The following is an 18170-nucleotide window of genomic DNA, read 5'->3' as shown; positions in this document are numbered from 1 at the left end:
AGTCATCGTAGCAACCCGAGAGGACTCCTCCCATGTTGAAAGGCAAGACCGCCCTCGTCACGGGCTCCACCAGCGGCATCGGCCTGGGCATTGCGCTGGCCCTGGCGCGCCAGGGTGCCGACGTCATCCTGAATGGCTTCGGCGATGCCGACACGCCGCGCGCCGAGGTCGCCGCGCTGGGCGTCAAGGTGGGCTACCACGGCGCGGACATGAGCAAGCCCGACGAGATCGCCGCCATGCTGGCCTATGCACAGGCCGAGTTCGGCGGCGTCGACATCCTCGTCAACAACGCCGGCATCCAGCACGTGGCCAAGGTGGAGGAGTTTCCGGTCGAGAAGTGGGACGCCATCATCGCCATCAACCTGAGCTCGGCCTTCCACACCACGCGGCTGGCGCTGCCCGGCATGCTGGCCAAGGGCTGGGGCCGCATCCTGAACCTGGCCTCGGTGCACGGGCTGGTTGCGTCGGCGCAGAAGTCGGCCTACGTGGCGGCCAAGCACGGGCTGGTGGGCTTCACCAAGAGCGTGGCGCTGGAAACGGCCACGACGCCGGTGACCGTCAACGCCATCTGCCCAGGCTGGGTGCTGACGCCGCTGGTGCAGAAGCAGGTCGACGCGCTTGCCGCCCGCGACGGCGTGGACAACGACGAGGCCAAGCGCCGCCTGCTGGCCGAGAAGCAGCCCTCGCTGCAGTTCACGACGCCGGACGAGCTGGGCGCGCTGGCCGTGTTCCTGTGCTCGGACGCCGCCGCCAACGTGCGCGGCCAGGCCTGGTCCATGGACGGCGGGTGGACGGCCGTCTAAGGGCGCGTCAGCGCGGCGACGACTCGCGCGTCAGCTGCACGCTGCCGCTGACGTTCACCGTCACGCTCGCTTTGCCCGCCTCGGTGGGCAGGGCCGCGTCGGCCATGGCGCCCTTCATGCGCATCTCGGCCATCATGGGCCGCATGACCTGACCCTCGTCGCCAGCGATGCTGACCTCGCCCACCACATAGCCGCCGTAGCCGAACTGCCGGGCGTAGTCCGCCGCCTTGGCGCGGTAGCGGGCGATGGCCTGGGCGGTGATGTCGGCCTCGGCCTTCTCGCGCGCGTCGCGCGACAGGCTGTAGCCGACGCGGGCAATGCTCAGCGTGCTGATGCGGCCGGTCAGCTGCGCGATGGCGGCCGTGTCGCGGCCTTCCACCTGCAGCTCGGCGCTGCCCTGCCAGCCATTGATCTTGCCGGTCTTGGGATCGTGGCGCGGGTACAGCGAGAAACCGCCCGTCTGCACGTCCACCTGGCCGGGCTTGGCCAGCTTGCGCGCTTCGGCCAGCGCCGCGTCCAGCGCCTGCTTCAGTGCGGCCTGCACGGCCGTCGGGTCGGCGCCCTCGCGCGAGGTCGAGAAGCTCACGCCCAGCACATCACGCGTGACCTCGGCGGTCGCGCTGGCCGACAGGCTAAGTCGCTCGCGCGGCGGCTCCACCGCCTGGGCAGCACCGGCAAGCACGAGGGCGGGCAACAAGATCAGCGAACGCATGGGAACTCCTTTGAACGAGGCCTCGCGAGCTTAGCCGCCCGACTTGGCAACCAGCTGTAACGGTTGCCTGCCGTCCTACAGGCCGGGGTTTCAAACCTGCACACAATGCCGCTGTTACAAATTTAGGAAGCGCGATGAACAACGCCGCCAATCCCCGACAGAACCGCATCCTCGTCGTCGACGACGATGCCCGCATCCGTGACCTGCTGCGCCGCTACCTGACGCAGGAAGGCTTCGACGTGCTGCTGGCCGAGGACAGCCGCGCGCTGAACAAGCAGCTCACCCGCGAGACGGTGGACCTGATCGTGCTGGACCTGATGCTGCCCGGCGAGGACGGCCTGACCATCTGCCGCCGCCTGCGCGCCGCCAACGACACCACGCCCATCATCATGCTGACCGCCAAGGTCGAGGACGTGGACCGCATCGTCGGCCTGGAAGTGGGCGCCGACGACTACCTGGCCAAGCCCTTCAATCCGCGCGAACTGCTGGCCCGCATCAACGCCGTGCTGCGCCGCCGCCCGCCGCCGGAAGCGCCCGGCGCGCCGAGCAAGGAGCCGATGACCGTCACATTCGGCCCCTTCGAGTTCGACCTCGCGCTGCGCCGCCTGACCAAGAACGGCGAGCAGCTGCCGCTGACCACGGGCGAGTTCTCCATGCTCAAGACGCTGGTGCGCCACCCGCGCCAGCCGCTGTCTCGCGACAAGCTGGCCCAGCTGGCCCGCGGCCGCGAGTTCGAGCCCTTCGACCGCAGCCTGGACGTGCAGATCTCGCGCCTGCGCAAGATGCTGGAGGCCGACCCGGCCCAGCCGCGCTACATCCAGACCGTCTGGGGCGTGGGCTACGTCTTCGTCCCCGACGAGAACACGTGAGCCGTATGTGGGCCGAGCGTCGGGCGGGCCCAAGCCGGCCCGCCGGGCGATGGGCTTGCCGCTCAATCCTGCAAACACCGCCGCCCCCTCGGGGGCTGAGGCCGGACACGGCAAGTCCTGTGGACTTGTCGTGCCTGCCGAAGGGCAGCCGCACTGTCGGCTGCGCGGTCTGCAAGACCGACAAGGCTTGCCCGCGTGCAGCGCGGCATGACTGGGCGAGGGGCTTGTGATGCCCCGCCCTCACCTGGCGCTCAATCTCTTCTGGCGCACCTTCGCCTGGCTGGCCCTGCTGCTGGCCGGTGCGGTGCTGGCCTGGCAATACACCTTCAAGCTGCTGGAGGCGCAACCGCGCGCGCTGGAGTCGGCCGAGCAACTGGCCGGCCTCGTCAAGCTCAGCCGCATCGCGCTGGAGCACACCGACCCGATCAACCGCGTCGCCGTCATCACGTCGCTGTCGCGCGGCGACACGGTGCAGGTGCGCGTAGCCGAGCAGTCCGACCGCTGGCTGCCCTACAACACCAGCAGCTTCTCCGAGCGCCTGGCCGCCGAGCTGCGCCAGACGCTGGGCGAAGGCACGGTCGTGGCGCGCAGCGTCAACGACACGCCAGGCCTGTGGGTGCGCTACACCGTGGGCCAGGACGCCTTCTGGCTGCGCACCAGCCCCGCGCCGATGGCGATCTCCCTGGCCAGCAACTGGTGGTGGGTGCTGATCGCGCTGCTGGCCACCGTCGTCGGCTCGGCGCTGATCGCCCGCCTCATCAACCAGCCGCTGCGTGAGCTGGCCGAGGCCGCCGGCCGCATCCGCGATGGCGAGTACGACTCGCGCCTGGACGAGAACACCATGACCAGCGAGATCCGCGAGGTCAACATGGGCTTCAACCGCATGGCCCGCGAGCTCGCCAAGCTGGAGGAGGACCGCGCCGTCATGCTCGCTGGCATCTCGCACGACCTGCGCACGCCGCTGGCCCGGCTGCGGCTGGAGACCGAGATGAGCGTCAGCGACGAGCAGGCGCGGCACTTCATGGCGCAGGACATCGACCAGCTCGACGCCATCATCAGCAAGTTCATGGACTACGCGCGCCCGAACGAAACACAGCTGCGCCCTGCGCGGCTGGCCGACATCGTCGAGCGCGAAGTGCAGGGCTTCCGCGACCCCGAGCAGATCCGCTTCCGCGTGCAGGTCGGCGCGGCACTGAAGGTGAAGGTGGACGACACCGAGCTGGGCCGGGTGCTGCTCAACCTGTTCGAGAACGCCCGCCGCTACGGCCACCAGCCGGGCGAACCGGCACGGGTCGAGGTCAGCGCCAGCCGCCAGGGCGCGTGGGTGGAGCTGCGCGTGCGCGACCATGGCCCCGGCGTGCCCGCCGATCGTCTGGCGCGGCTGACCACACCCTTCTACCGCGGTGACGCTGCACGCACGGCCGCCAGCGGCGCCGGCCTGGGGCTGGCCATCGTCGAGAAGTCGGTGCAGCGCCTCGGCGGGCAGCTGTCCATCAGCAACTCACCCGAAGGCGGCCTGCTGACGGTGCTGAAACTGCAGTCCGCCTGAGCCGTTCAGCCGGCCGCCAACAGGCAGACGGCACGCGCTTCCATCGCGCGGCCCTCGCCCACCGGGCCCATCTTCTCGGCCGTCTTGGCCTTGACGTTGATCTGGCCCACGTCGACGGCCAGCACCGCCGCCAGCCGCTCGCGCATGGCCGGGATGTGCGGCGCCATCTTGGGCGCCTGCGCAATGATGGTGGCGTCCAGGTTCACCAGCGCCCAGCCCGCCTCGCGCACGCGGCGGTAGGCCTCGGCCAGCAGCACCATGGAGTCGGCGCCCTTGAACTCGGCCGCCGTGTCGGGGAAGAGCTTGCCGATGTCGCCCAAGGCGGCGGCGCCCAGCAGCGCGTCGGTGATGGCATGGGCCAGCGCGTCGGCGTCGGAGTGGCCCAGCAGGCCGTGGCTGTGAGGGATGGTGATGCCGCCCAGGATCAGCGGCCGGCCGGTGACGAGCTGGTGGGTGTCCCAGCCCTCGCCGATGCGCAGGGAAGAAGCGATGCTCATGCTTCGGATTGTCAGCGCAAGGCGACGGCGCCATCGCGGCACGCGCACCAAAGGCAGTACGCTGCGCCCATGCCAAGCCCTCGATCCACCCCGCCCTGGCGGTGCCTGCTGATTGCGGCGCTGGGCCTGGCGATCGGCACCGGGCTGCAGGCGGCACCGGCGCTCAAGCTGCTGGCCTTTCCCGTGCCCGGCCTGTATGACCTGGCCGAGGACGGCAGCGTCGCCGGCCCGGGCGGCCTGCTGATGAACCGGCTGATCGCGGCCAGCCGGCTGCAGGCCAGCACCGAGGTCATGCCGGTGCCGCGCGCCTTCAGCACGCTGATGTCGCCGCCGCCCAGCTGCATCGTCGGCATGGTGCGCACGCCGGAACGCGAGACCACGCTGCAGTGGGTGGGGCTGGTGTCGCGCGCCGAGCTGGCGGTCTATGCCCGCCGCGGCGAGCGGCCGCTGCCCGACACCAACCCGCCGCTGGCGGCCCTGCGCGGCCGGCGCGTCGTGGTCGTGCGGGACACGGCCATGGCGGCCCAACTGCGCGAGCTGGGCGTGGAGGCGCAGGAGGTCAGCAGCAACGTCAGCGCCCTGCGCATGCTGCAGGTCAGCCGCGTGGACTACTGGTACACGCACCAGCTGCTGGCCGAGCCCGCCGCGCGCGCCACCGGTGGCACACCCATCCAGGCGCTGCTAAGCATCGCCCGCATCGACGGCTACCTGGCCTGCAACCCGGCCGTGCGCGCGGCCGACATCGACGCCATGCGCCAGGGCCTGCAGCAAATGCGCCGCAACGGCGCGCTGGCGGAGTTCGGGCTGCGCTGAGGTCATCGGCGCCTGCTATGGTGCCGCGCCATGCGTCGCCCTGCCCTCTGCTTCCTGCTCGCGCTGCTGACCAGCGCCCACGCTTTCGCCCAACCGCCCACGCCTGCGCAGCAGACCGCGGCGCGCCCGCGCGTGGGCCTGGTGCTGTCCGGCGGCGGCGCGCGCGGGCTGGCCCACATCGGCGTGCTGCGGGTGCTGGAGGAGCTGAAGGTGCCGGTGGACCTCGTCGTCGGCACCAGCATGGGCGCCGTCGTCGGCGGCGCCTACGCGTCGGGCCGCAGCGTCGACGAGCTGGAGGCGCTGGTGAAGAGCGCCAACTGGGACGCCATCCTGGCCGACCGCCCGGCGCGCGAGCGACTGTCCATCCGCCGCCGTGAGGACGACGAGCGCCTGCCCTCGCGCATCGAATTCGGCTTCGACCTGCGCCACGGCGCCCGCCTGCCGGCCGGGGCCGCCGGCAACGGCCAGCTGGAGGCCACGCTGACCGCCCTACTGCCGACGCAGCGCCTGGACGACCCGCTGCGCCGCCTGCCCCTCCCCTTCCGCGCCGTGGCCACCGACCTGCTCTCCGGCGCCATGCTGGACCAGGCCGACACGCCGCTGTTCGAGGCGCTGCGGGCATCGATGGCCGTGCCCGGCGTGTTCTCGCCGCTGCGCGTCAACGGCCGGCCGCGCGTGGACGGTGGCCTGGTGCGCAACCTTCCCGTCGACATCGCCCGCCAGCTCGGGGCCGACATCATCATCGCCGTCAACGTCGGCACGCCGCTGCTGGAGGATCGCGAGATCACCAGCGCCGTCATGGTGGCCAACCAGATGCTGCAGATCCTGACCGAGCAGAACGTGCAGCGCTCGCTGCGCGAACTGCGGCCGCAGGACATCGTCATCGACCCCGACCTCGGCGGCATGGGCTTCATGGAATTCTCGCGTGCCGACGAGGCCATGAGCACCGGCCGGCGTGCCGCGCTGGCGGCGGGCGAGCGCCTTGCCGCGCTGGCGGCCCCGGCCGCGCAGGCCGCGCTGCAGGCACAGCGCCTGGGCCAACCGGAGGCCGCGCTGGGGGCGCTGCCGCTGGGCGAGCTGACCATCACCGGCACCCGCCGCCTCAACCCCGAGGCCTTGCGCGCCGAGCTGGGGCTGCGCCCGGGCGACGCGATCGGCCGCGCCGAGCTGAGCCGCGCCGTCGAGCGGCTGGACGGCACGGGCGACCTGGAGCGCATCGAGACCGAGATCGATGACCGCGACGGCCGCCGCGACGTCGAGTTCCGGCTGACCGAGGCCGACTGGGCCGCCAGCCGGCTGCGCCTGGGGCTGGAGCTGTACAGCGACTTTGCCGACGCCAGCAGCTACTCGCTGGTGGCCATGCACGTGGCCAACTGGCTCAACCCCTGGGGCGCCGAGCTGCGCAGCGTGGCCCGCATCGGCACCACGCGCGGGCTGAACACCGAGTTCCACCAGCCGTTGGGCCCGGGCTCGCGCTGGTTCGCGTCCGCCAAGCTGGGCTACGAGGCCGGCGCCAGCGACATCTTCAACCAGGGCCAGCGCGCGCTGCGCCTGTCCAGCAGCCTGACCAGCGCGCAGCTGGAGCTGGGCCACCGCGTGGCCGGCCTGGGCGACGTGCGGCTGGGCATCGGCCGGCTGCGCGCCAGCAACGAGGTGGTGCTGCCGCTGCTGAGCGGCAGCCGCGCCTCCAACACCTACAGCCAGCAGTACCTGGAGCTGCACACCGACACGCTGGACTCGCTGGCCTTCCCCAGCCGCGGCCAGTGGACGACGGCGCGCATCGAATGGCTGCAGCCGCGCGGCGAAGGCGGCGTTGTCAACGCCTCGCTGCTGGGGCTGACGGCCTTCCGCCTCGGCGAATGGGCCGGCCAGCTCTACGGCGAGTACGCCCATGCCGAGCGCGGCCAGGCACGGTCGCTCGGCGGCTACCTGCGCCTGTCGGGCACGCCCGACGGCGCGCTGCTGGGCGAGAACATGCTGCTGGCCCGCCTCGTGATGGCGCGCCGCATCGGCCAGATGCCGGTGGGCCTGGGCGGCGCCGTGCGCATGGGCTTCTCGCTGGAGACCGGTGCCGTGGGCAACGGTGCCGGGCTGAAACTGTCCAACCTGCCGCGCCACGGCTGGCAGCAGGCCGCCAGCGGCTTCCTCAGCGTGGACACGCGCTTCGGCCCGTTCTTCCTCGCGCTGGGCGCCACGCGCGGCGGGCACACCTCGGCTTACCTGCTGCTGGGCCCGACGTGGTGATGCGCCGCTTTTCCCGGCTAGCAATGCACCTGCTATCGCTGGCGCTGTCCACGTCGACCGCCATCGCCCAAACGCGTTGCGAGGTGCAGGGCGAAGTCGCTCACTGGATGTACGACGCCTGTATGTTCGATTCAGGAACGGACGACGGCCTGGCTCCTGAGGTGGAAGCCTGCATAGCGCGTGCCGAACGAGCGCTACACCGCTTCAAGCCTTGCACGAAGAAACGCATCCTGAAAGAGCGCGTCTGCCGCAAGGCAGTCGGCCAGGTATCGAAGGACGTCAGGTACTGCATGCAGGATCCCGGAATGAAGGGCCCAACCGTCCGTAACGGCGGCCTCTGAATCAGCACGCCATCCAGCGCTCCGCCAGCGCGAAATCCTCCGGCCACGTCACCTTGAAGTTGGCCATCGACGCGCGCACCAGCTGCGGCGCCAGGCCCAGCGCCTCGACGGCGCTGGCCTCGTCGGTCGCCGCAGCGCCCATCGCTGACAACGCCTGCTCGACAAGGCCGAGGCGGAACATCTGCGGCGTTTGCGCCGCCCACTTGTCGCGCCGGTCCACGGTGGCCGTGACGCGGCCGTCGGCGCTGCCGGCCTTCAGCGTGTCGGCAATCGGCTGAGCGAGCAGGCCGCCGACGGCGTCGTGCTCACACGCGTCAATCAGCGCATCAACCCACGACGGCTGCAGCAGGCAGCGGGCGGCGTCATGCACCAGCACCCAGTCCTCGTCCGTCGCGCCCCGGCGGCGCAGCTCGGCCAGGCCGCCCAGCACGCTGTCGGCCCGGCTCGCGCCACCCACACGTGCCACCCATGCGCTACAGCCCGGCAATGCGGCCTCGAAGCGGTCATCGGCCGGCGACAGCACCACCAGCGTCTGCACGAGGCGCGGCACGGCCGCCAGCGCGGCCAGCGTATGGGCCAGCATGGGGCGGCCGGCGATCTCGACGTACTGCTTGGGCATGCCGGCGCCGGAACGCTCGCCGATGCCGGCGGCGGGAACGAGGGCGAAGAAACGGGGAGCGGTCATGAGCGGCATTTTCAGGCGACCTTGATGCAGCTGTTGACGCAAGCCAGCGACGGATGAGGCGCGAGCGGTCAACTGCTGGATCAAGGTCCGGGACAATTGCGCCGTCATGCTGATCTCCGACTTCCGCCAGCGCCTGCGCGCGCTGGGCGCCAACCCTGCCCATGAGTCCCGCGTGCTGCGCCACTGGCTGCAGCTCCTGCCGCTGGACGCCGGCAAACAGCCGCTGCAGGGCTGGCTGCCCAAGGCCGTCATGGCCGCGCTGCCAGGCCTGTTCGCCGAGCTGGACGCGCTGCTGACCGTGAAGAGCGAGCATGCCGGCGGCGACGGCATCTCGGCGCGCCTGCTGCTGGGCCTGGCAGATGGCCAGACCGTGGAGACCGTGCTGCTGCCGCGCGACGGCGTCTGCGTGTCCAGCCAGGTGGGCTGCGCGGTGGGCTGCCGCTTTTGCATGACCGGCGTGGACGGGCTGATCCGCCAGGTCGGCAGCGGCGAGATCGTGGCCCAGGTGCTGCTGGCGCGGCGCCGCAACGCCAGGCTGAAGAAGGTCGTCTTCATGGGCATGGGCGAGCCAGCGCACAACCTGGCCAACGTGCTGGACGCTGTTCAACTGCTGGGCCGCGAGGGCGGCTTCGCGCACAAGCAGCTGGTGTTCTCCACCGTGGGCGACGAGCGTGCCTTTGCCGCACTGAACGAGGCGGCGGTCAAGCCGGCGCTGGCACTGAGCCTGCACACAACCGACGCCGACAAGCGCGCCGAGCTGCTGCCGCGCGCACCGCGCATCTCGCCGGAAGACTTGGTGGAGGCCGCCGACGCCTACGCCCGCGCCAGCGGCTACCCCATCCAGTACCAGTGGACGCTGCTGGACGGCGTCAACGACGGGCCCGAGGAGCTGGACGGCATCGTGCGCCTGCTCAAGGGCCGCTACGGGTTGCTGAACATGATCCCGTTCAACAGCAACGAGGGCCTGCCCTTCCAGCGCCCCAGCTGGGAACGCGCACGCGCCATTGCAGCCGAGCTGTCGGCGCGCGGCGTGCTGACCAAGCTGCGCGACTCCGCCGGCCAGGACGTCGAGGGCGGCTGCGGCCAGCTGCGCGCCCGCGAGGCCAAGGGCCGCCCGGCGCGGGTTGTGAGGATTCACACCTGACGCAGGCAACAGCCACCAGAAACGGTGGCTCCCCGCCGAGGCTGCCGCCACAGAATGCGCCCGCCGCATCTGGGATGCGAGAAGACAGCCCCGGAGGAAAGATGACCCGACTTCACGCATTCGCCCGCCGCGCCCGCCTGGCCACGCTGATCGCCGGCACCGCCTTGTGCCTGCAGGCCGGCGCCGCCACCACCGTGCACAAGTTCGAGCCCACAGCACAGCTCGGCGGCAGCACGCTGCTGCTCAACGGCAAGGGCACGCGCGTGCGCCTGGTGTTCAAGGCCTACGACATGGGTCTGTACACCGCCCGCCGCGCCAGCACGCCGGCCGAGTTGCTTGCGCTGCCCGGGCCGAAGCGGCTGCAGTTCACGGCGCTGCGCGAACTGCAGGGCACCGAGCTGGGCCGCCTGTTCCTGCGCGGCATGGGCGACAACGCACCCAGCGCCCAGCTGACCCGGCACACGCTGTCCACCACGCGGCTGATCGAGATCTTCTCCGGCAAGCCCAAGCTGATGCCCGGCGACACCTTCGCGATGGACTACGTCCCGGGCAAGGGTACGCAGTTCTACATCCAGGGCCAGGCCCAGGGCGAGCCGGTCGGCGACGACGAGTTCTTTTCGCTGGTGCTGCGCATCTGGTTTGGCGACATGCCGGCCGACGCCAAGCTGCGCGACGCGCTGCTGGACGGCGGCAGAGATTGAAGCCCCTCGCCCGGCCTCGCCACGCTGGACGCGGGCGAGGCTGGCCGGTCCCCCGAGGGGACGGCGATGCTCGCGGCATTGGGCCGCGCGCACATCGCCCAATGCGGGCCGGCTTGGGGCGGCCCGGCGCTCGGCCCGCTAGAGTCGCGCAACTCGGAGTTACCGCGCCCCATGAAAACCGCCGTCTTCAGCGCCCGCCGCTATGACCAGTCGCTGCTCAGCCAGGCCAACGCCCAGGCGGGCCATGAGCTGGTCTTCATCCAGGACCGCCTGACCGCTGACACCGCGCGGCTGGCCGAAGGCTGCACGGCCGTGTGCGTGTTCGTCAACGACAACGTGGACGCCGCCGTGCTGGGCCGCCTGGCGGCGCAGGGCACACGCATCGTCGCGACACGCTCCACCGGCTACAACCACATCGACGCCGCCGCCGCGGCCGCGCTGGGCATCGCCGTCGTGCGCGTGACCGACTACTCGCCGCACTCGGTGGCCGAGTTCGCCGTCGGGCTGCTGCTGGCCGTCAACCGCAAGATCGCCCGCGCCAGCCTGCGCACCCGCGAGGGCAACTTCGAGCTCGACGGGCTGATGGGCTTCGACCTGCACGGCAAGACCGTGGGCGTGATCGGCACGGGAAAGATCGGCGCCATCTTCGCGCGCATCCTGCACGGCTTCGGCTGCACGCTGCTGGGGCATGACCTGACCCCCAACCCGGCCTTCGAGGCACTGGGCGGGCGTTACGTGCCGGTGGACGAGCTGATGGCGCGTTCCGACGTCATCTCGCTGCACTGCCCGCTGTTCGAAAGCACGCACCACATCGTCAACGCGGCCTCGCTGGCCGGCGTGAAGCGCGGCGCCATCCTCGTCAACACCAGTCGGGGCGGCCTGGTGGACACCGAGGCGGCCGTGCAGGCGCTCAAGACCGGCCAGCTGGGCGGCCTGGCCCTGGACGTCTACGAGCAGGAGGCCAGCCTGTTCTTCCAGGACCTGTCGTCCACCATCATCACCGACGATGTGATCCAGCGCCTGGTGTCCTTCCCCAACGTCATCGTCACCGGCCACCAAGCCTTCTTCACCGTCGAAGCCATCGGCCAGATCATGGCCACGACAGTCGAGAGCCTGAGCGACTTCGAAGCCGGCCGCCCGCTGCGCAACCGCATTCCCGCGTAGGGGCTTGTCCATCTCTGCCTAGAATCCGCGCCCATGCGTCGCTGGTTCCTCGCCCTGATGGCCCTGTTCGTCGCCGCCCAGATGAGCTGGGCGGGCGCGCAGCTGTGCTGCGTGGCCGAACTGGCGCCGCAGCCGACCGAGCAGTCGGTGGCGGCCCATGACGCCGCGCCCGGCGAGGCGCCCGCCGTCTGCGAGACCGGCCATTGCCACTGCCACCACGCCGGCTGCGCCGCGCCGCTGGATGAACAGCGCGCCCACCCGGCGCGCCAGGCCGCACCGCCCGAGCCGGCTGCGCTGAGGCGGCCCAAGTCCCACATCCCTGCCGGGCTCGAACGCCCCGACTGGCTGCGCGCCTGAGTCGGCGCGTCGCTTTCACCCCCTTCCCTGACGAAGCGAGGCACCCGCCGGGTGCCCCGACGCGCCGAACTGCCTGCCGTTGTTCCACCACCGGAGAGTTCGATGCGATCCCTGTTCCCGGCGCTGCTGTTGGCGCTGGCCCCCGGCGTGTCCCACGCCCTCACGCTGGCCGAGGCGCAAGCCCTGGCCCTGACCCACAACCCTGAACTGGCCCAGGCGCGGCTGGAGCTGCAGGCGCTGCAAGGTGCCGAACTGCAGGCCGGCGCGCGCCCCAACCCCGAGCTGGGCCTGTTGCTGGAGGACACCCGTGCCGCCACACGCAGCAGCACCGTGCAGCTCAGCCAGGCGCTGGAGCTGGGCGGTAAGCGCGCCGCCCGCATGGCCGTTGCCGCCCAGGCCCGCGAGCAGGCCGCCGTGGCGCTGCTGGCCAAGCAGGCCGAGCTGCGCGCCGGCGTGGCCGCCGCGTTCTTTGAATTGCTGGGCGCCGAGGCCCAGCAGCGGCTCGCCGCCTCGGCCGTCACGCTGGCGGCCCAGGCCAGCGCGGCGGCGGCGCTGCGGCTGCAGGCCGGCAAGGTGCCACCGCTGGAGGCCGCCAAGGCCCGCGTCGCCGAGGCCCAGGCGCGTGCCGAGCTGGCCCAGGCGCAGAGCGCCACGCTGCAGGCTCGCGCGCGGCTGGCGGCCCTGTGGGCGCAGGGCCCGCAGGCCGTGCCCCACGCCGAGGGTGACGCCGCCACGCTGCCCGCCCTGCCCGATGCCGGGCAGCTGCTGGCCTGGCAGGCCGACGCGCCCGCGCTGCGCCTGGCGCAGCTGGACATCGCCCGCCGCCAGGCGCTGACCGCCGGCGAACGCGCCCGGCGCGTGCCCGATGTGACGCTGACGCTGGGCGCCAAGCGCGACGCCGAGCTCGGCCGCACCCAGGCCGTCATCGGCCTGACGCTGCCGCTGCCGCTGGCCGACCGCAACCAGGGTGGCCTGCTGGAAGCCCTGCGCCGCGAGGACCAGGCGCGCGAGGCGGTGCACGCCGCGACGCTGAAGCTGCAGGTGGACGTGGCCGCCGCGGCGGAGCGCCTGCGCGCCAGCCGCGAGCAGGCGCTGCTGCTGGCCGGCGAGGCCCTGGCCGCCGCGCAGGCTGCGCACGACACGGCGCTGCGGGGCTACGAGCTCGGCAAGTTCGCCTTCCTGGACGTGCTGGATGCCCAGCGCAGCCTGTTCCAGCTGCAACGCCAGCAGCTGCAGCACGTCGCCGACGCCCACCGCGCCGCCGCCGAGCTGGACCGTCTGCTCGGCCGCAACACCCAAGACAAGGACTGACCCCATGAACAAGAAGACTGCACTGGCCCTGGCCGCCGTGCTGGCGCTGGGCCTGCTGGCCGGCACCGCCATCCTGCACCGCGAAGGCGACGGCCACAGCCACGACGCGCATGACGACCACGGCCATGCCGAGACCCCGCCCACCGCACCGAAGGCCCCCCAGGCCGCGGCCAGCGCCGCTGGGCCGGCCGCCAGCGCGGCCGAGGCCGGCGCGCATGCGCAGGCCCGCATCACCGATGAACAGCTGCGCCATAACGGCGTGCAGCTCGCCACGGCCGGGCCTGCACGCGTCGCCGGCACGCTGAGCCTGATGGGCGAGGTGGCGCTGAACCAGGACCGCAGCGTCGTCGTCACGCCGCGGCTGGCCGGCGCCGTGCAAGCCGTGCACGCCAACGCGGGCGACCGCGTGCAGCGCGGCCAGCTGCTGGCCGTCATCGTCAGCCCGGCGCTGGCTGAGCAGCGCGCCGAGCTGCTGGCGGCTGAGAAGCGCCTCGCGCTGGCCCGCCAGACGCACGAGCGCGAACACCAGCTGTGGCGGGACAAGATCTCGGCCGAGCAGGACTACCTGGCCGCGCGCCAGGCGCTGCAGGAGGCCGAGATCGGCGTCGAGGCCCTGCGGCAGAAGCTCGCCGCGCTGGGCGCCACCGCCACGGCCGGCACGCAAGGCCTGGCCCGACTGGAGGTGCGCGCGCCGATCGCGGGCGTGATCGTGGACAAGAAGATCAGCGCCGGCGAGGCACTGCCGGACGACGCGGCCATCTTCCAGCTGGCCGACCTGAGCAGTGTGTGGGTGACGTTGGCCGTGCCCGCGCAGGACCTGGCCCGCTTACAGACCGGCGCGCAGGCCCGCGTGACGTCCACCGCCTTCGAGGCCGAGGGCCAGGGCCGCCTCACACACGTGGGCGCGCTGGTGGGCGAGCAAAGCCGCAGCGCGACCGCGCGCGTGCTGCTGCCCAACCCGCAGGGACTGTGGCGACCGGGCCTGCCCGTCAGCGTGGCGCTGAGCCAGGACGCCGCCGCCGTGGCGGTGGCCGTGCCGGCCGACGCGCTGCAGACGCTGGACGGCCGCACGGTGGTGTTCGTGCGACGCGGCCAGCAGTTCGAGGCCGTGCCGGTGCAGACCGGCCGCGCCGACGGCCGGCAGGTGGAAATCCTGCAAGGCCTGTCGGGCGGCGAGCGCGTGGCCGCGAAGAACAGCTTCGTCGTGAAGGCCGAGCTCGGCAAGGGCGAAGCCGGCCACGAGCACTGAGGAGCACCCACGATGTTTGAACGATTCATCCGATTCGCCATCACGCAGCACGTGCTGGTGCTGCTGGGCGTGCTGGCCATGGCGCTGGCGGGCCTGGCCGCCTACCAGCGCCTGCCCATCGACGCGGTACCCGACATCACCAACGTGCAGGTGCAGGTCAACACCGAGGCGCCGGGCTACTCGCCACTGGAGGCCGAGCAGCGCGTGACCTACGCCATCGAGACGGCCATGGCTGGCCTGCCCCGGCTGGCGCAGACGCGCTCGCTGTCACGCTACGGGCTGTCGCAGGTGACCGTCGTGTTCGAGGACGGCACTGACATCTACTTCGCCCGCCAGCTGGTGGGCGAGCGCCTGCAGCAGGCCCGCGCCAGCCTGCCGGCGGGCCTGACGCCGACGCTGGGGCCCATTTCCACGGGCCTGGGCGAGATCACGATGTGGACGGTGGAGGCGCGGCCCGGTGCGCTCAAGCCCGATGGCTCGCCCTACACGCCGACCGACCTGCGCGAGATCCAGGACTGGGTCGTGAAGCCGCAGCTGCGCACGGTGAAGGGCGTGACCGAGATCAACACCATCGGCGGTTTCACGCGCGAGGTGCAGGTGGCGCCCTGGCCGGACCGGCTGGCTGCGCGCGGCCTGACGCTGGCCGACATGGTGCAGGCGCTGGAACGCAACAACGCCAATGTGGGCGCGGGCTACATCGAGCGCCGCGGCGAGCAGGTGCTGATCCGCGCGCCGGGCCAGCTGCGCACCGAGGCCGAGATTGCCGACATCGTCATCGCCACCGTGCAGGGCGTGCCGGTGCGCGTGCGCGACGTGGCCGACGTGGGCCCCGGCCAGGAACTGCGCACCGGCGCCGCCACCGAGAACGGCGAAGAGGTGGTGCTGGGCACGGTGTTCATGCTGATGGGCGAGAACAGCCGCGAGGTGTCGCTGGCCGTCTCGCAGCGGCTGGCCGAGATCAACCGCAGCCTGCCCGAGGGCGTGGTGGCGCAACCGGTGTACGAACGCACGACGCTGATCGACAAGGCCATCCGCACCGTGCGCAACAACCTGCTGGAGGGCGCACTGCTGGTCATCGTGGTGCTGTTCGTGTTCCTGGGCAACCTGCGCGCGGCGCTGATCACGGCGGCGGTGATCCCGCTGTCCATGCTGTTCACCTTCAGCGGCATGGTGGCCGGCAAGCTCAGCGCCAACCTGATGAGCCTGGGGGCGCTGGACTTCGGCCTCATCGTCGACGGCGCGGTCGTCATCGTCGAGAACTGCCTGCGCCGGCTGGGCCATGCGCAGGCTGCGGCCGGCCGGCTGCTGACGCGTGACGAGCGCTTTGCCGAGGTGTTTGCCGCCGCCCGCGAGGCGCGCCGGCCGCTGCTGTACGGCCAGCTCATCATCATGGTGGTCTACCTGCCCCTCTTCGCGCTCGGCGGGGTGGAGGGCAAGATGTTCCACCCGATGGCGCTGACGGTGGTCATCGCGCTGGCCGGTGCCATGTTGCTGTCCATCAGCTTCGTGCCGGCCGCCGTGGCGATGCTGGTGACGGGCCGCGTCGAAGAACGCGACAACCGGCTGATGGCCTGGGCGCGACGCGCCTACACGCCGCTGCTGGGCTGGACGCTGGCCAACCCCGCCGTAGCGCTGGCCATCGCCGCTGTCGCCGTGTGTCTGAGTGCGCTGATGGCCACCCGCATGGGCAGCGAGTTCGTGCCCAGCCTGGACGAGGGCGACGTGGCGCTGCATGCGATGCGCATCCCCGGCACGGCGCTGGGCCAGGCGGTGCAGATGCAGCGCGAGCTGGAGCGCACGCTGGGCGAGGCGCCCGAGGTGGCGCGGGTGTTCTCCAAGATCGGCACCGCCGAGGTGGCCACCGACCCCATGCCGCCCAACGTGGCCGATACCTACGTCATCTTCAAGCCGCGCAGCGAGTGGCCTGACCCCGGCCGCAGCAGCGCGGCCGTGCTGGCCGACCTGCAGGCGCTGGCGGCACGCCTGCCAGGCAACAACTACGAGTTCACGCAGCCCATCCAGATGCGCTTCAACGAGCTGATCTCGGGCGTGCGGGCCGACGTCGCCGTGAAGGTGTTCGGTGACGACATGGCCGTGATGGAGGCCACGGCAGCGCAGATCGCCCAGGTGCTGCAGGGCGTGACCGGCGCGTCGGACGTGAAGGTGGAGCAGACCAGTGGCCTGCCTGTGCTGACGCTGAGCATCGACCGCAGCCGCCTCGCGCGGCTGGGCCTGAGCTTGGCCGAGGTGCAGGACACGGTGGCCATTGCCGTCGCGGGCCGCGAGGCCGGCGCGGTGTTCCAGGGCGACCGGCGCGCCGACCTGCTGGTGCGCCTGCCCGAGCGCCTGCGCAGTGACCTGGACGCGCTGCAGCGCCTGCCGCTGCGCCTGCCGTCGGGCGGCCATGTGCCGCTGGGCGAGGTGGCGAGCTTCGAGCTGCAGCCCGGCGTCAACCAGGTCAGCCGCGAGAACGGCAAGCGCCGCGTCGTCGTGACGGCCAATGTGCGCGGGCGCGATGTCGGCTCCTTCGTGGCCGACGCCCAGGCCGCGCTGGCGCAGCGCGTCAAGGTGCCGGCCGGCTACTGGACGCAGTGGGGCGGCAGCTTCGAGCAGCTGCAGTCCGCCAGCGCGCGGCTGCAGCTGGTGGTGCCGGTGGCGCTGGGGCTGGTGGCGCTGCTGCTGTTCGCGATGTTCGGCAATGTGCGCGACGGCTTGCTGGTGTTCACCGGCGTGCCGTTCGCGCTGACCGGCGGCATCGCCGCGCTGTGGCTGCGCGGCATCCCGCTGTCCATCTCGGCCGGCGTGGGCTTCATCGCGCTGTCGGGCGTGGCGGTGCTGAACGGGCTGGTGATGCTGAGCTTCATCCGCGCGCTGCGCGACGGCGGCACGCCGCTTGACCAGGCTGTGCGCGAGGGTGCGGTGTCACGGCTGCGGCCGGTGCTGATGACGGCGCTGGTGGCCTCGCTGGGCTTCGTGCCCATGGCACTGGCCACCGGCACCGGCGCCGAGGTGCAGCGGCCGCTGGCCACCGTCGTCATCGGCGGCATCCTGTCGTCCACCGCGCTGACGCTGCTGGTGCTGCCGCTGCTGTACCGCTGGGCGCACCGGCGGGCCGGCTAGTTGCCGAAGGCGATGCGCGCGATGTCGAAGCGCGCGCCGTCGCCCAGCGGCTTCACGTGCACGACGCGGAACTGCTTGCCCGTGCCGACGCGGTACTCGTACTCGCCGGCCGGCGGCAGGCCGCCGTCGCAGTGGAGCTTGTCCGAGTCCTTGGGAGGCTTGACGCGCGCTGCCGGCTCCCGGCAGTCCAGCACCTGGCCGTGCTGGGCCAGGGCCTTGGCGTAGAAGGCGGCAACACGCTCCGGCGTGTCGGCCACCTGGAACTTCATGACGTTCAGCCGCAGCCCGAAGGCGCCGGCCCAGGCGCCCAGCGTGACGGCCGACTTGTCGCCCTGGCTCTCGCTGTAGGGCCGCGCGCCCGGGTAGCCAGGCAGGCCCACGTCAGCCAGCGAGGCCTGTTCGCGGCCCTCCAGGCCGATGCGAAAGCCCTTGGGCTCGTCGGCTGCCCACGCTGGGGCGGACATCAGGCCGGCGGCCAGCAGGCAGGCGGCAGCGCGTGGCAGGTAGGGGTTCATGGGGTCTCCGTCGCAGTGATGGGGCACAGCCTACCGAGCCCCCGGCGGCGCCTGCGAGCCCCGCGCGATGCAGCGCACCGCCAGAGGCACAGGCTG

The 18170-nt window shown here is 71.9% G+C and carries 17 protein-coding genes; 13 read left to right on the top strand and 4 right to left on the bottom strand.

All coding sequences use genetic code 11. From position 1 onward, the window contains the following. The first annotated feature begins 32 nt into the window (after window positions 1-32). Complete coding sequence (locus NYO99_RS03350) at window positions 33-803, top strand: 3-hydroxybutyrate dehydrogenase (RefSeq protein WP_268165682.1); 771 nt, start codon at window positions 33-35, stop codon at window positions 801-803. Window positions 804-810: 7 nt separating this feature from the next. On the opposite strand, the gene NYO99_RS03345 is transcribed toward NYO99_RS03350, so the two are convergent. Further along, window positions 811-1515 carry an SIMPL domain-containing protein gene (locus tag NYO99_RS03345; protein WP_268165681.1) on the bottom strand — a complete coding sequence of 235 codons (705 nt, stop codon included), beginning with the start codon at window positions 1513-1515 and terminating at the stop codon, window positions 811-813. Between the two features lie 134 nt (window positions 1516-1649). On the opposite strand from NYO99_RS03345, the gene ompR reads away from it, so the two are divergent. Together ompR and NYO99_RS03335 are read left to right on the top strand one after the other, a co-directional pair. Beyond that, a complete protein-coding gene (gene ompR / locus NYO99_RS03340) occupies window positions 1650-2384 on the top strand; it encodes an osmolarity response regulator transcription factor OmpR (RefSeq protein WP_268165680.1) in 735 nt (244 codons plus the stop codon). A 229-nt stretch (window positions 2385-2613) separates the two neighbouring features. Continuing rightward, a complete protein-coding gene (locus NYO99_RS03335) occupies window positions 2614-3933 on the top strand; it encodes an ATP-binding protein (RefSeq protein WP_268165679.1) in 1320 nt (439 codons plus the stop codon). A gap of 5 nt (window positions 3934-3938) precedes the next feature. Here NYO99_RS03335 and ispF read toward each other — a convergent pair whose 3' ends face one another. After that, window positions 3939-4430, bottom strand: a complete 492-nt coding sequence (gene ispF / locus NYO99_RS03330; protein WP_268165678.1) for a 2-C-methyl-D-erythritol 2,4-cyclodiphosphate synthase — start codon at window positions 4428-4430, stop codon at window positions 3939-3941. Between the two features lie 69 nt (window positions 4431-4499). Here ispF and NYO99_RS03325 point away from each other — a divergent pair, with 69 nt between their 5' ends. From NYO99_RS03325 to NYO99_RS03315, 3 genes are read left to right on the top strand one after another with little or no spacing between them, the layout of a single operon-like run. Beyond that, a complete protein-coding gene (locus NYO99_RS03325) occupies window positions 4500-5243 on the top strand; it encodes a type 2 periplasmic-binding domain-containing protein (RefSeq protein WP_268165677.1) in 744 nt (247 codons plus the stop codon). A gap of 30 nt (window positions 5244-5273) precedes the next feature. Next, window positions 5274-7487: a patatin-like phospholipase family protein gene (locus NYO99_RS03320; RefSeq protein ID WP_268165676.1), complete on the top strand. Its 2214-nt coding sequence runs from the start codon at window positions 5274-5276 to the stop codon at window positions 7485-7487. After that, the gene (locus NYO99_RS03315; RefSeq protein ID WP_268165675.1) at window positions 7481-7828 is read left to right on the top strand and encodes a hypothetical protein; all 348 of its coding nucleotides are present in this window, start codon (window positions 7481-7483) and stop codon (window positions 7826-7828) included. The genes NYO99_RS03320 and NYO99_RS03315 overlap by 7 nt, the downstream gene beginning before the upstream one ends. Window position 7829: 1 nt before the next feature. On the opposite strand, the gene ispD is transcribed toward NYO99_RS03315, so the two are convergent. Continuing rightward, window positions 7830-8513, bottom strand: coding sequence for a 2-C-methyl-D-erythritol 4-phosphate cytidylyltransferase (ispD, locus tag NYO99_RS03310; protein WP_268165674.1), 684 nt, complete (start codon window positions 8511-8513; stop codon window positions 7830-7832). Between the two features lie 106 nt (window positions 8514-8619). Between ispD and NYO99_RS03305 the strand changes: the two genes are divergently transcribed. The 7 genes from NYO99_RS03305 to NYO99_RS03275 all read left to right on the top strand — a co-directional run bounded on the left by NYO99_RS03305 (window position 8620) and on the right by NYO99_RS03275 (window position 17559). Next, the gene (locus NYO99_RS03305; protein ID WP_268165673.1) at window positions 8620-9657 is read left to right on the top strand and encodes an RNA methyltransferase; all 1038 of its coding nucleotides are present in this window, start codon (window positions 8620-8622) and stop codon (window positions 9655-9657) included. Window positions 9658-9758: 101 nt separating this feature from the next. Further along, entirely contained in the window at window positions 9759-10358 is a 600-nt protein-coding gene (locus NYO99_RS03300) for a chalcone isomerase family protein (RefSeq protein ID WP_268165672.1), read from the top strand. A 171-nt stretch (window positions 10359-10529) separates the two neighbouring features. Then, window positions 10530-11522 (top strand): 2-hydroxyacid dehydrogenase, encoded by a 993-nt coding sequence (locus NYO99_RS03295; RefSeq protein ID WP_268165671.1) that lies wholly within the window; start codon window positions 10530-10532, stop codon window positions 11520-11522. 33 nt (window positions 11523-11555) lie between these two features. After that, a complete protein-coding gene (locus NYO99_RS03290; RefSeq protein WP_268165670.1) occupies window positions 11556-11879 on the top strand; it encodes a hypothetical protein in 324 nt (107 codons plus the stop codon). A 102-nt stretch (window positions 11880-11981) separates the two neighbouring features. After that, complete coding sequence (locus tag NYO99_RS03285) at window positions 11982-13190, top strand: TolC family protein (RefSeq protein WP_268165669.1); 1209 nt, start codon at window positions 11982-11984, stop codon at window positions 13188-13190. Window positions 13191-13194: 4 nt separating this feature from the next. Continuing rightward, on the top strand, window positions 13195-14439 hold the full coding sequence (locus NYO99_RS03280; protein WP_268165668.1) for an efflux RND transporter periplasmic adaptor subunit: 1245 nt from the start codon (window positions 13195-13197) through the stop codon (window positions 14437-14439). Window positions 14440-14451: 12 nt separating this feature from the next. Beyond that, entirely contained in the window at window positions 14452-17559 is a 3108-nt protein-coding gene (locus tag NYO99_RS03275; RefSeq protein ID WP_268165667.1) for an efflux RND transporter permease subunit, read from the top strand. Here the strand turns inward: NYO99_RS03275 and NYO99_RS03270 are convergent. Then, complete coding sequence (locus NYO99_RS03270) at window positions 17556-18074, bottom strand: hypothetical protein (protein ID WP_268165666.1); 519 nt, start codon at window positions 18072-18074, stop codon at window positions 17556-17558. The genes NYO99_RS03275 and NYO99_RS03270 overlap by 4 nt on opposite strands. Window positions 18075-18170 lie beyond the last annotated feature (96 nt).

It is taken from the genome of Roseateles hydrophilus (genome assembly GCF_026712245.1).
In the GTDB taxonomy this organism is placed as follows: Bacteria; Pseudomonadota; Gammaproteobacteria; order Burkholderiales; family Burkholderiaceae_C; genus Pelomonas; species Pelomonas hydrophilus.
This window is presented reverse-complemented; position numbering and strand designations above follow the sequence as displayed.

Bases quoted from the DNA above. Each gene is read 5' to 3' on its own strand.
- NYO99_RS03350 (WP_268165682.1), top strand. From the start codon at position 33: ATGTTGAAAGGCAAGACCGCCCTCGTCACGGGCTCCACCAGCGGCATC.
- NYO99_RS03345 (WP_268165681.1), bottom strand. From the start codon at position 1,515: ATGCGTTCGCTGATCTTGTTGCCCGCCCTCGTGCTTGCCGGTGCTGCC.
- ompR (WP_268165680.1), top strand. From the start codon at position 1,650: ATGAACAACGCCGCCAATCCCCGACAGAACCGCATCCTCGTCGTCGAC.
- NYO99_RS03335 (WP_268165679.1), top strand. From the start codon at position 2,614: ATGCCCCGCCCTCACCTGGCGCTCAATCTCTTCTGGCGCACCTTCGCC.
- ispF (WP_268165678.1), bottom strand. From the start codon at position 4,430: ATGAGCATCGCTTCTTCCCTGCGCATCGGCGAGGGCTGGGACACCCAC.
- NYO99_RS03325 (WP_268165677.1), top strand. From the start codon at position 4,500: ATGCCAAGCCCTCGATCCACCCCGCCCTGGCGGTGCCTGCTGATTGCG.
- NYO99_RS03320 (WP_268165676.1), top strand. From the start codon at position 5,274: ATGCGTCGCCCTGCCCTCTGCTTCCTGCTCGCGCTGCTGACCAGCGCC.
- ispD (WP_268165674.1), bottom strand. From the start codon at position 8,513: ATGACCGCTCCCCGTTTCTTCGCCCTCGTTCCCGCCGCCGGCATCGGC.
- NYO99_RS03305 (WP_268165673.1), top strand. From the start codon at position 8,620: ATGCTGATCTCCGACTTCCGCCAGCGCCTGCGCGCGCTGGGCGCCAAC.
- NYO99_RS03300 (WP_268165672.1), top strand. From the start codon at position 9,759: ATGACCCGACTTCACGCATTCGCCCGCCGCGCCCGCCTGGCCACGCTG.
- NYO99_RS03295 (WP_268165671.1), top strand. From the start codon at position 10,530: ATGAAAACCGCCGTCTTCAGCGCCCGCCGCTATGACCAGTCGCTGCTC.
- NYO99_RS03290 (WP_268165670.1), top strand. From the start codon at position 11,556: ATGCGTCGCTGGTTCCTCGCCCTGATGGCCCTGTTCGTCGCCGCCCAG.
- NYO99_RS03285 (WP_268165669.1), top strand. From the start codon at position 11,982: ATGCGATCCCTGTTCCCGGCGCTGCTGTTGGCGCTGGCCCCCGGCGTG.
- NYO99_RS03280 (WP_268165668.1), top strand. From the start codon at position 13,195: ATGAACAAGAAGACTGCACTGGCCCTGGCCGCCGTGCTGGCGCTGGGC.
- NYO99_RS03275 (WP_268165667.1), top strand. From the start codon at position 14,452: ATGTTTGAACGATTCATCCGATTCGCCATCACGCAGCACGTGCTGGTG.
- NYO99_RS03270 (WP_268165666.1), bottom strand. From the start codon at position 18,074: ATGAACCCCTACCTGCCACGCGCTGCCGCCTGCCTGCTGGCCGCCGGC.